The organism is Mycobacteroides chelonae CCUG 47445 (assembly GCF_001632805.1).
Taxonomy (GTDB): Bacteria; Actinomycetota; Actinomycetes; order Mycobacteriales; family Mycobacteriaceae; genus Mycobacterium; species Mycobacterium chelonae.
This window is the reverse complement of sequence record NZ_CP007220.1, coordinates 165,741-177,377: the sequence shown is the minus strand read 5'-3', so window position 1 is coordinate 177,377 and position 11,637 is coordinate 165,741. Positions and strand designations below refer to the sequence as shown.

Annotated in this window: 9 protein-coding genes; all 9 read right to left on the bottom strand. The window is 63.8% G+C overall.

Translation table 11 applies throughout. The features are described from left to right. Positions 1–59 precede the first annotated feature (59 nt). The 9 genes from culp6 to glf all read right to left on the bottom strand — a co-directional run bounded on the left by culp6 (position 60) and on the right by glf (position 11,409). A complete protein-coding gene (gene culp6, locus BB28_RS00890; protein ID WP_046252146.1) occupies positions 60–1,070 on the bottom strand; it encodes a carboxylesterase Culp6 in 1,011 nt (336 codons plus the stop codon). Positions 1,071–1,283: 213 nt separating this feature from the next. Beyond that, positions 1,284–2,264, bottom strand: a complete 981-nt coding sequence (locus BB28_RS00880; protein WP_046252145.1) for an alpha/beta hydrolase — start codon at positions 2,262–2,264, stop codon at positions 1,284–1,286. Positions 2,265–2,497: 233 nt separating this feature from the next. Then, the gene (locus BB28_RS00875) at positions 2,498–3,478 is read right to left on the bottom strand and encodes an esterase family protein (RefSeq protein ID WP_046252144.1); all 981 of its coding nucleotides are present in this window, start codon (positions 3,476–3,478) and stop codon (positions 2,498–2,500) included. A 160-nt stretch (positions 3,479–3,638) separates the two neighbouring features. Then, complete coding sequence (locus BB28_RS00870; protein WP_046252143.1) at positions 3,639–4,613, bottom strand: alpha/beta hydrolase; 975 nt, start codon at positions 4,611–4,613, stop codon at positions 3,639–3,641. A gap of 189 nt (positions 4,614–4,802) precedes the next feature. Next, positions 4,803–6,824 (bottom strand): terminal beta-(1->2)-arabinofuranosyltransferase, encoded by a 2,022-nt coding sequence (aftB, locus tag BB28_RS00865; RefSeq protein ID WP_109550434.1) that lies wholly within the window; start codon positions 6,822–6,824, stop codon positions 4,803–4,805. Continuing rightward, positions 6,802–7,716 carry a decaprenyl-phosphate phosphoribosyltransferase gene (locus BB28_RS00860; RefSeq protein WP_046252141.1) on the bottom strand — a complete coding sequence of 305 codons (915 nt, stop codon included), beginning with the start codon at positions 7,714–7,716 and terminating at the stop codon, positions 6,802–6,804. The genes aftB and BB28_RS00860 overlap by 23 nt, the downstream gene beginning before the upstream one ends. Continuing rightward, a complete protein-coding gene (locus BB28_RS00855) occupies positions 7,713–8,276 on the bottom strand; it encodes a phosphatase PAP2 family protein (protein ID WP_046252140.1) in 564 nt (187 codons plus the stop codon). Before BB28_RS00855 ends, BB28_RS00860 begins: the two co-directional genes overlap by 4 nt. Then, positions 8,273–10,210, bottom strand: coding sequence for a glycosyltransferase (locus BB28_RS00850; protein ID WP_046252139.1), 1,938 nt, complete (start codon positions 10,208–10,210; stop codon positions 8,273–8,275). Before BB28_RS00850 ends, BB28_RS00855 begins: the two co-directional genes overlap by 4 nt. Then, on the bottom strand, positions 10,210–11,409 hold the full coding sequence (gene glf, locus BB28_RS00845; protein WP_046252138.1) for a UDP-galactopyranose mutase: 1,200 nt from the start codon (positions 11,407–11,409) through the stop codon (positions 10,210–10,212). Before glf ends, BB28_RS00850 begins: the two co-directional genes overlap by 1 nt. Positions 11,410–11,637: the final 228 nt, after the last annotated feature.

Sequence of the window (11,637 nt, the reverse complement as noted above, 5' to 3'; positions counted from 1 at the left end):
AGCGTACCGTGCCCTCCAAATATCTCGGCGCCCTGTTGCGAAGATGACATCGACGCTTGTCAGCCGTGCTTGGGGTGGGGCGCCTTCTCGATGAGCCCCTCGGCCCAGTTGGTGGTCCACACCGTCGCCGGCTGGCCGTCAATCTGCCAAAACTCCGGCGTGGCGTACAGCGCGTGTACCGGGGCACCCGCGCCCCCGGACAGAATGTCCAGCGTCTTACCCAGGTTGGAGATATTGAAGGCGTCCGGCGGCGCCGCGCAGATGAGGTCACCGGTTCCACAGATCTGGTTGGTGCGACCGTTGAGCTCACCAAATCCACCCGGACGCGGGCCCGACATCTTCAGACCGAAGGAATCCAGCACCCCCAGATCACCCAGGGTGACCTCGGCGCCCTGCCCGGGCGGGTTGGGCCCTGGCGACAGTCCGACCCCGTCCTGGCGGCGGCCGTCTGCGATCAATGTCACGCCGAGCACCAGGTCCTGGTCGACGGGTCCCTCGCCATTTCCGATCTGGTTGGCGATGTCACCGGCGATCACCGCACCCTGCGAGAAACCAACCAGAACATAGCTGGTGAGTGGGCACCGGTCGTACATCTCGGACAGCTGTTTGACCGCCCGGTCGGTGCCTTCCTTGCGGCTGTCGTTGTATGACATCTGGTTGTCATTGGCGAATGGGTTGTGGAACTGGGCGGTGTACGGCACCGTCCAGGTCTCCAGCCGGGCCTTGTCGAACTTCTCGGTGATCGGCCGGGACACGTTCAGCAGCAGTGACCGTGGAAACTCTGTCGGGTTGAGCGGGTCGTCGGTGCGCGATGACTCCCAGGTACCCGGGATGATGAGCGCCTGCACATCGGGGCAGTCGGCGCTCTGGAACGCCGGCCGTGGCTTCTGGCCGGGACGCGTCAGCGGCGGTGTCGTCGTCGTCACCTGCCCCGCGGGGGGCGTGACATCGTCGGGCCTGCGGACGATGACCACGACGATCGCGATCACCAGGATGACGACGACGGCAACGGCCAGCGCCGCGGCCAAACCGAGAATCCGGTGCCGTTTACTACTCGAGGTCTTGGGCATGTGTCTCCTGGCCATTCGTGACGTGCGGTCTCGCAGCTTGCTCCACGGTACCGGGAGCCCCGAGCGAGGCTACCGAACCGATGCCACCCGCACCTGCGCAAATGATCGTCACAGCACAGAATTCGTTACTCGATTGTGGCCGTCGGCGATCTCCGAAACGACAAAAGCGGCGACCACCGAAGTGGCCGCCGCTTTTGCGATTGTCAGTGATGACTAGTGGCTACCGAGGTAGCTCACCATGTCGGACTTCATGGCCCGGAGCTGGTTGCCCCAGTAGGTCCAGTTGTGCAGACCACCCGGAGGGAACTCCACGTGGGCGTTCTTGCCACCGGCGGCGGTGTAGGCGTCGACGTACTTCTTGTTGATGCCGATGGCCATGCCCTCAAGGAAGCCACCGGTGAAGTTCTCGAAACCGTTGCGCGTGGCGTCCAGGTCGGTCGCGTCACCGCTACCGCAGTAGATCCACAGCCGGGTGCCGTTGGCCACCGTCTTGTCGATGTTGAGGAAGGGGTCGTTGCGGACCCACGCCGGGTCGCTGTCCGGGCCCCACATGTCCTGGGCGCTGAAGCCACCGGCGTCACCCATGGCCATACCGACCTGACCCTTCATGTCCGAGGGGTTCAGGAAGCCCGAGAGCGCACCGGCATAGATGAACTGCTGCGGGTGGTAGTTGGCCAGCGTGATGGCGGACGCGCCACCCATCGAGAGGCCGACGACGGCGTTACCAGTCCGGGACACGCCGTTGTTGGCGGCCAGGTACGCGGGCAGCTCCTGGGTCAGGAAGGTCTCCCACTTGTAGGTGAAGACGCCGTCCTTGCCCTTGGCGGGCTGGTACCAGTCGGTGTACCAGCTGGACTGTCCACCGACGGGCATGACCAGCGAGATACCGGACTGGTAGTAGTCCTCGAACGCGGTGGTCTCAATGTCCCAGCCGTTGAAGTCGTCGCGTGCGCGCAGACCGTCCAGCAGGTAGAGGGCCTTGGCGCCGCCTCCCTGGAACTGGATCTTGATGTCGCGACCCATGGAGGCCGACGGCACCTGCAGGTCTACAACAGGGAGACCCGGACGCGAGAAGGCATTCGCTACCGCTGAACCACCGGCGACGCCGATAAGTCCTGGTAGAACAGCCGCAGTAGCGGCCACGGCCGCAAGTCGACGCGCAGTTGCGCCACGCATATGTGTAAAGAGCTTCATTACCTCAGTATCCCGTCTGCTTCAGTCGGCGTTACATGTCAGGCCGACAGACATCCTGTGGGGTCCCCGAGGTAGTCAACCACATCAGGAGGGCTGTCAACACATCCCGTCACGGTTGTTGGTGCTCCGCAACCAGACCGATGTGGTCTTGAGACACAATCCGGCGAAACAACGAAAGAGCGGTGGCCACCTGTCAAAGACAGGGTGACCACCGCTCTTTCGACTGCTTAGGCCTAGTGGCTCTGCAGGTAGGCGACCATGTCAGACTTCATGGCCCGCAACTGCTGGCCCCAGTAGGTCCAGTTGTGGATGCCGCCCGGAGGAAACTCCACGTGGGCGTTCTTGCCGCCGGCCGCGGTGTAGGCCTCGACGAACTTCTTGTTCGAACCGATGGCCATGCCCTCGAGGAAGCCGCCGGTGAAGTTCTCGAAACCGTTGCGGGTGGCGTCCAGGTCGGTGGAGTCACCGGTGCCGCAGTAGATCCACAGGCGCGTGCCGTTGTCGATGATCTTCTGGATGTTCAGGAACGGGTCGTTGCGCTGCCAGGCCGGATCGCTGTCCGGGCCCCACATGTCCGACGCGCTGAAGCCACCGGCGTCACCCATGGCCATACCGATCTGGAACTTCATGTCCGACGGGTTCAGGAAGCCCGACAGCGCACCCGCGTAAACGAACAGCTGCGGGTGGTAGATCGACAGGGTCAGTGCAGCCGAGGCACCCATCGAGAGACCGACAACAGCGTTACCGGTCTGCGAGATGCCCTTGTTGGCAGCCAGATACGCCGGGAGCTCCTGAGTGGTGAAGGTCTCCCACTTGTAGGTCCAGACGCCGTCCTTGCCCTTGGCGGGCTGGTACCAGTCCGTGTAGAAGCTGGACTGTCCACCGACGGGCATGACCATGGAGATACCGGACTGGTAGTAGTCCTCGAACGCGGTGGTCTCAATGTCCCAGCCGCTGAAGTCATCGCGCGCACGCAGACCGTCAAGCAGGTAGACAGCCTTGGTGCCACCGGGCTGGAACTGAACCTTGATCTCGCGGCCCATCGACGCCGACGGCACCTGCAGGTACTCGACCGGAAGCCCGGGACGCGAGAAGGCGCCCGCAATCGCCGAACCACCGGCGACGCCGACAAGACCCGGCAGCACGGCCGCAGCCGTGGCAACCACAGCCAGCCGACGCGCGGTAGCACCGCGCATCTTCGAAAAGAGCTTCATTTACTTCGTTTTCCCATCTGTTTCAATCGATTTCCCACGCGCAGGTCAAGGGATTTGATGGACGCCCATCGCATACTCGCGCGGTAGTCAACCACATCTTTGAACCTGTCAGCACCATCACCATGTGCGCCTGCGGACCTTCTCAAGGTGCCCCGAGACCCTAGCCATTGATAGTGGCTATCAGATCACCCTTGAGGGCCTGCAGTTGCTGTCCCCAATACGGCCAGGAGTGATTCCCGGACGAGGGGAAGACAAATGTGGCGTTGCTGCCGCCGGCGGCGGCATACGCCTGTTGGAACCTCTTGTTACCGCTGACGGCCAGCGACTCCAAGCTGCTCGCGCTCAGGGCGACACCCGCATCGGCGTTTTCGTCGATGGGTGTCGAACCACCAGGAGCGCAGTAGATGTAGAGGCGGGTACCGGCCGCGACCAACCCCTGGACCTGCACGGTGGGATCGTTGCGCCGCCACGCCGGATCCCACGGCGGGCCCCACATGTTGTCGACGCTGTAACTACCGGCGTCGAGCATCGCGACCCGGATCGCGTTGGTCATAAAGATGGTCGATGGGTTGAGGAACCCGGAAAGCGAGCCCGCGAATCTGAATTGCGCGGGGTGATAGGCGGCCAGGATCAACGCCGCACCACCACTCATCGAGAGTCCCACCACACCATTACCTGTGGCCGATATTTGCTTATTGGTGGCCAGGTAAGCAGGCAATTCCTGAGTGAGGAATGTTTCCCACTTGTACGTGTATGGCTGCTTATTGAGCGCCGACGGCGAGTACCAGTCGGTGTAGAAGCTCGACTGGCCGCCTACGGGCATGACCACCGAAATCCCCGATTGGTAGAACCACTCGAAGGCCGCGGTGTTGATATCCCAGCCATTGAAGTCGTCTTGGGCGCGAAGTCCGTCGAGCAGGTAAACCGCTTTGGGTCCCCCGCCCATGAACTCGACGCGGATGTTGCGTCCCATTGAATTGGAGTAGACGTCCAGGTATTCGACCGGAAGTCCCTCACGCGAAAAGGCGTGCGCAGTGGCAGGGTTGATCGCCAAGCCCGCGGCCATTGCCACGGGCATCACAAACGCCGCTAACAGGGCCGTCAGCACGCGGCGGGCTCTCACGCGCACGCTCATCTGGGGTCCATCCGTTTCATTGGGGGAAGTCACAATTGTCACTTCTGTAACGCAACATTGCGTCTGAAGTGTCTGACACGGTCGTCTTCGTATCGCGACGACGGGGCCGCGGCGTTACCTAATTGGGATCTCGATTCGGACACAGAAACCCGCAGGCGCGGTCGCTTCGAGGACCCGGGCGGGATCGCTCTAGGGACCGGTCGCCGGAAGCCCAGTGTACGGCGGGGTATCCAGCTTCGGCATCGGCAGACCGCATCGAGCCAGCTCAAGACGGGGAACACGGTCGAACCGGTACGTGGTGAACTCCGCGGAGTGCACCAGATTCGACACGAAAAGCCGAGGTGAGAGAGGCCGCCGTATCGAACCCAACATCGCTTCGGTCCGCGGGCATTTGAGCGCCTCCACGGCCTCGGCGACCCAGTCCTGGCTGAGATACCGCGGGATGTAAGGGTACCGCTTAAGCCAGGGCCCGTCCGCAATCATCCACTCCGGGAACAGATCCTTATCGTGGCCGATGCGTCCATCCGTGATGCGCGTGGTGTGCGCGGCCAATGGATTGGCCAACCCGATCTGGTCCACGATCCGCACATCCAGACCCAGGTTCATGCCGAGCATGCCCAAGTTGGTGAACAGAACCGCGTGCGGCCCGCGGTAATCGTGTGGGATCGGGGGCGGCGGCGGGATGGCCGGCACCACATCCCACTGGTCGTAGTTCCCCGACGGCAGCAACAAAGCGCCATCGGGGGTGTTATCGATCGCCACCAGCACGGCCCGCATGCGCGGGTAGTTCAGGTAGTCCGCGGCGGTCAGCGGATGCGCGACGCCGGTCGCCTGCGCGTAGAAGCGCCGCTCGTCGACGATGCCGCTGTAGGTGACCTTGGTGCCGTCACCTCCCATTCCCGGCGAGTTCGCCACCCACAACGCCCAACCGGCGATACCCGCGAAAAGCCCGATGGTGGCCCCGGTGAGCAGCCGAGCCTGCTTGGGCGTGAAGGCCGCACTGTCCGGCGCCGCCAGCGGAACCACCGCGATGGGGAGCAGCATGCAGAACACCGGGGTTAACAGCACGCGCGCGTGCATGAAGTCCCCGCCCTGACGGATCCAGTACACACCCTGGATGAATCCGCTTGCAAGCATGAAAATGACTACGGCGGTGGGGTTTTGGACAAGCCGCGCCAACCACCCGTAACCGGGGGCAGCCACCTGACGCACCCACCATTGACCTCGGCGGGCCTGATAGGCAGCCACCCCGAGCGCGATGAGCAGCACCGTCGGCACCCAGATGAGGTACGGGGAGTTCATGTTTTGCAGGTAGACGAAGCCCTGCCCCCATTTAGAGCCCGAGGCGTCCTTGGCGATCGCCGTACTGGGCACCAAGAGGCCGTAGTAGCCCATCCGGAAAATCTGGTACAGCACGGGCAGCGCTCCGCCGGCCGCCACGATGTACACCCGGCTGGTGAACCCACGGGCGGCGACCAGCATCATCACCAGGAAGCCGCCCCCGACGAGGGCCAGCTCCGGACGGATCAGCACGCTCAGCCCGGCCATGAAGGCCAGCCCTATCGTGAATCGTCTGCTGAGAACGTCTTTCTGGTCTTTTCGGTCGGCATGCACGATCCGCGGATCTACCGGCTGATGTGGGCCGCCGCGTCGATCAAGGGTCACGGGCGCGCGCACGGCCTGCGCCCAGATCACCATCATGAGCCACAGTCCGCCCAAATATGCCAGCACCAAACCGTTTTCCAGGCCGGAGGTGGCGAAATCGCGGGCCGGTGGGATGGCGATGTACACCAGCATTCCGGCGGGCACCATGACCGCGGCACGTCCGGCAAGCAGCGGCGCGTACAACCGGGCGGTGCCCAGAATCGCCAGCGCGACGCCGACCAGGCTGAGCACCAGCGACAGGGCCAACGCCACGTACTCCAGGCGAATACCTCCGCCGGCCCAGCCGCCCAGATATGTCAGGTAGGTCCACACCGTGGAGGTGTTGGCCTCTACCCGTTCTCCCTTGTTGAAGACGGGTCCGTTGCCCGCCAGCAGATTTCGCACGGTACGCAGCACGATGAGACCGTCATCGGCGATCCAACGCCGCTGCCAGGCCCCCCAGCCGAACAACACAGTCACGGTAAGGACGCTGACCCACACCGTGAAGCGGGTCAGGCCATTCGTGCCCGGGCCGGGTTGGGGGTTAGGAGAAGTAGAAGGCCGCACCGAGCGATCCGATCCATGCGACGAACAGGAATTGCAACACCCTGTCCCCCAGAGCGATCTCCTCGGGCTCGCCTGCCTCGCCCCCGTCGACATCGACCGCGTAGCGCAGGATGGCGATGGTGAACGGGATCATCGACGCCACAAACCAGGATCCGGCGCGGTGGTCACGTTCGAAGGCCCACAGTCCGTAGCAGACCACGATCGCGGTGGCCGACAGCGTCCAGACGAACCGCAGGTAACTGGATGTGTATCCCTCGAGCGACTTACGGATCTTGGCGCCGGTCTTCTCGACGATCTGCAATTCGGCATAGCGCTTACCCGCGGTCATCATGAGCGACCCGAAGGCCATGATCAGCAGGAACCACTGCGACAGATACACGCCAGCGGCCACACCACCGGCGATCGCGCGAATGAGATACGCCGAGGAGACGATGCAGATGTCGATGACCGGCTGGTGTTTGAGGCCAAAACAGTAGGCCAGCTGGATGGCGATATAGATCGCTATCACGATGACCAGGTTGAGGCTGACCCGAGAGGCGATGCCCAATGATCCGGCCACCAACACGACCGCAAGCCCGTACGCGGCGGGTATCGGCAGAACCCCTGCGGCGATCGGCCGGAACCGCTTGGTGGGGTGCTGTCGGTCGGCCTCGACATCCCGGGCGTCGTTGATCAGGTAGATCGACGACGCCGCCATGCTGAAGGCAACAAAGGCGATGGCGACCCGGATGAAAATGCCCCGGTAGTCGTGCGGCGAAATGTCGCCGAGCGCCGCCAACGGCGCCGCGAAAACCAGAACATTCTTCACCCATTGACGCGGGCGTACCGCCTTGATGATCCCCGAGACGAGATTCTTGGGCGGGCCTGCGGTGGGTGCCGGCTCCTCGCTCATATCTGTTCCTCCTTGAGCGCCAGGCGCGAGTCCGCCCGGCGAACGGCCGTACCGATCAGCGCGCCCAGGGCAGCGCCGGCGGCCACATCTGTGGGGTAGTGCACGCCAAGAACCAACCGCGACAACGCCATCGGCGGAATCAGCAGAGCGGGCAACGGCAATCCGGTCAGCGGCGCCAAAAGCACCGCGGCGGCCGCGGTCGAGGTCGCGTGTGAGGAGGGGAAGCTCAACCGGCTCGGGGTACCGACGTTCACCCGCACCGCCTCATGGCTGGGACGCCGCCGGCGCACCACACGTTTGATGACCACCGACGCGGCATGAGCACCAAAGGCACCGGCACCCGCGGCCAACCAGCTGCGCCTGCGTGGCTTGTCTCGCCAGTTGATGGCGGCACCGATCAGCGCCGCGGCCACCCAGCCGATGCTGTGCTCACCGAAATGGGACAGGCCGCGGGCGGTGCTGAGCACCCCGGGCCGACCAGCGAGGGCCGACTGCACGGCGACAAGAACCGCAGTCTCCCCCTGGGGCGCGGTCACCTCGCCCGGCAGCAGACCGGTCATGCACTCACCCCGGACGATGTCGACCGAGCAGCTGGATCGTCTTTACCGATGCCGAGGATGTTCTCCCACTGCTCTTTACTGGTCAGCGTCGGCAGCGCGTTGCGGTAGGTCTTGCGCATCTTGTTGAAATTACGCATCAGCTGCAGGTGGCGACGCGCCGACGCGCGCAGCAGCTCGAACATCTTGGCCCGATCACGCTGGCGGTACACCACGCCCCGCCCGTCGGCGGTGGTGACGGTGACGCCGTCGACACGGCACAGTAGAAACCAACGGGCATCCTGGGTCGCCACGTTCAGCTCCGGGCGCACGTGATGCTCGGGGTTTTCCTTCTTCAGCTGGTGGATCACGCCGCGGGAGAGCCGTAACCCGATGGCGGGCAGGGAAACCGGTGGCTTGTGCACCTTGCGGCGTCCGGAGGGCGAAGGCAGCGAGGTGGCTGTCGGGAGTACGACGGCGTCCGGGAACTGCTGACGCATCTTGCGCACGTCGGGCAGCGCCGACTCGAGAATCGACGCGATGTGCCCGGGCCCTGCCAGGAAGTCGTCAATGGCCCGGTTCTGGATGGCCACGGTCGAGTACTCCAGGCACAGCAGGTGTTTGAAGGTGGCCTTCAGCGAGCTGGCGAGCAGACCGCGGATCGGGTTGTCCCAATGCAGAGCCGCGACCACCAGCCGGTTACGCAGGTGGAAGTAGGCCTGCCAGTCGATGGCGTCGTCCTTGTCGCTCCAGGCCATGTGCCAGATCGCGGTGCCCGGCATAGACGCGGTGCCGTAACCATGTTCGTTGGCGCGGATCCCGTACTCGGCGTCGTCCCATTTGATGAACAACGGCAACGGCTGGCCGAGTTCCTCGGCGACCACGCGGGGAATCATGCACATCCACCAGCCGTTGTAGTCGACATCGATGCGCCGGTGCAGGTCCGGAGAATCCGCCAGCGGCTCCTCGGCGAAGTCGTGGTCGTACTCGGCGAATGGCGCGCTGGTCCACATGAAGTTGTCGCGGTTGACCATCTCACCCATCACATGCAGGTGCGAGGGCTCCTGCAAGTTGAGCATCTGGCCACCGACGAGCATGGGGGACTTGGCGAAACGGCTCAGCGCCAGCGCCCGCAGGATCGAATCCGGCTCGATCCGGATGTCGTCGTCCATGTAGAGGATCTGCTCGCAGTCGGTGTTCTTGAGCGCCTCGTACATGACCCGGCTGTAGCCGCCCGAACCGCCGAGGTTCGGCTGGTCGTATACCCGCAGGCGGTCACCGAGCGGCCCCGCTGCGGCCGCCCACTCGGGATGGTCCTTGGCCTTGTTGGTGCCCTGGTCGGGGACGATGACGGCGGTTATTACCTTGTCCACCTGGGGATCCGAAGCGAGCGCCTTAAGGGCGTTCACGCAGTCTCCGGGGCGGTTGAAGGTTGGGATACCGACGGTGATGCTGGCCCGGCCGGGTGCGGCGGTCGCGGCGTACCAGCCCGCGTTGTGCACTGCCACCTCGGTGTCGGTGGTGATGTCGAACCAGATCCAGCCACCGTCTTCGAAGGCGTCCAGGCCGATCTCGAATTCGATCACCGCATTGGCACCACTGAACTGAGTGCCTCCCACCGTGATTCGCGCACCGGTCGCCTTGGTCCGGTACACGTCCACGCGACCGGCACCGGACAGCTCGATGTGCAGCACGACGTTCTCCAACGTCGACCAACGCCGCCAGTAGCTTGCCGGGAACGCGTTGAAATAGGTGGCGAACGAGACCTCGGACTCCGCCCCGATCTCCAGCGTGGTGCGGGTGGGTGCGTGCGCACGCCGGTCGTTGGTCTCGGACTCGACGATGTAGAGCTTGCGCACGTCGAGTGGCTCGCCCGGCCGGGGCAGGATCACCCGCGACAGCAGGCTCACCGCATGCGATTCCGTCGAATCGATGGGACCGAATGGGATGTCACTCATTATTCGTCACCTCCGGACAAGGGAGCACCGTCGGCCAGATGCGGCGCAAGCACGTTGTCGTACATGCTCAGCGCACTGGCGATCGCCATGTGCATATCGAGATATTGATAGGTACCTAGCCGTCCGCCGAACAGCACCTTCGACGAAGCTGTCTCCTGCTTGGCGCGGGCGCGGTAGGCGGCCAGGGTGGCCCGATCGGATTCGGTGTTGATCGGGTAGTACGGCTCGTCGTTCCCCTCGGCGAACCGCGAGAATTCCCGCATGATGACGGTCTTATCGGTTGGGTAAGCCCGTTCCGGATGGAAGTGGCGGAACTCGTGGATCCGGGTATACGGCACGTCGGCGTCGTTGTAGTTCATCACCGGGGTGCCCTGGAAGTCTCCGGTCTCGAGCACCTCGACCTCGAAATCAAGTGTGCGCCAGCCCAATCGGCCGTCAACATAGTCGAAGTAGCGGTCCAGCGGGCCGGTGTACACGACGGGGGCCGACGGGTTCGCGGCGCGAAGATCGTCCCGCACCTGGAACCAGTCGGTATCCAAGCGCACCTCGATACGGTCGTCGGCGGCCATCTTCTGCAGCCAGGCGGTGTACCCGTCGACCGGCAGGCCTTCGTAGGTGTCGTTGAAGTACCGGTTGTCGAAGGTGTAGCGCACCGGCAGGCGATTAATGACGGCAGCCGGTAGGTCTACGGGATCGGTCTGCCACTGCTTGGCGGTGTACGCCTTCACGAACGCCTCGTACAGCGGGCGCCCGATGAGCGATATCGCCTTTTCCTCGAGGTTGGTCGCGTCTTCGGTGGCGATTTCGGCGGCCTGCTCGGCAATCAGCGCCCGCGCCTGGTCGGGGGTGAAGTAGCGGCCGAAGAACTGCGACACCAGTCCCAGGCCCATCGGGAACTGATAGGACTGCCCGTTGTGCATCGCGAAGACGCGATGCTGGTACCCGGTGAACTCGGTGAACTGCCGCACGTAGTCCCAGACCCTCTTATTAGAGGTATGGAACAGGTGCGCTCCGTACTTGTGTACCTCTATACCCGTCTGAGGTTCAGGCTCGGAGTACGCGTTACCGCCGATGTGATGACGGCGCTCGACGACGAGCACTCGCTTGTTCAGTTGGGTCGCGGCGCGCTCAGCGATGGTGAGGCCGAAAAACCCGGATCCGACAACGATCAGGTCGAACTGTTGGTTTTCTCCGGTCACGTGCAGTCAGGGTACTGGACCGGTACCGCAAGCCCCTGACAGCGACATCCGCCCTGTGAAGAACGGGTGCACCCGGGTTCGCAGGTACGGATCCGGTCGCAATTGGCTCACGATTTGATTTCGTCCCATTAGTCACACCAGTAACTCTGGTTACCATCGAAAGCGTCGGTTCCGGTGCCGATCCACCGATCCGACACCCGCGGGAAAACCCGTGACAGAACACGCAAA

What these genes read in the sequence shown, in the direction of transcription:
- culp6 (WP_046252146.1), bottom strand. Translation starts at nt 1,070, where the DNA reads ATGCCCAAGACCTCGAGTAGTAAACGGCACCGGATTCTCGGTTTGGCC.
- BB28_RS00880 (WP_046252145.1), bottom strand. Translation starts at nt 2,264, where the DNA reads ATGAAGCTCTTTACACATATGCGTGGCGCAACTGCGCGTCGACTTGCG.
- BB28_RS00875 (WP_046252144.1), bottom strand. Translation starts at nt 3,478, where the DNA reads ATGAAGCTCTTTTCGAAGATGCGCGGTGCTACCGCGCGTCGGCTGGCT.
- BB28_RS00870 (WP_046252143.1), bottom strand. Translation starts at nt 4,613, where the DNA reads ATGAGCGTGCGCGTGAGAGCCCGCCGCGTGCTGACGGCCCTGTTAGCG.
- BB28_RS00860 (WP_046252141.1), bottom strand. Translation starts at nt 7,716, where the DNA reads ATGAGCGAGGAGCCGGCACCCACCGCAGGCCCGCCCAAGAATCTCGTC.
- BB28_RS00855 (WP_046252140.1), bottom strand. Translation starts at nt 8,276, where the DNA reads ATGACCGGTCTGCTGCCGGGCGAGGTGACCGCGCCCCAGGGGGAGACT.
- BB28_RS00850 (WP_046252139.1), bottom strand. Translation starts at nt 10,210, where the DNA reads ATGAGTGACATCCCATTCGGTCCCATCGATTCGACGGAATCGCATGCG.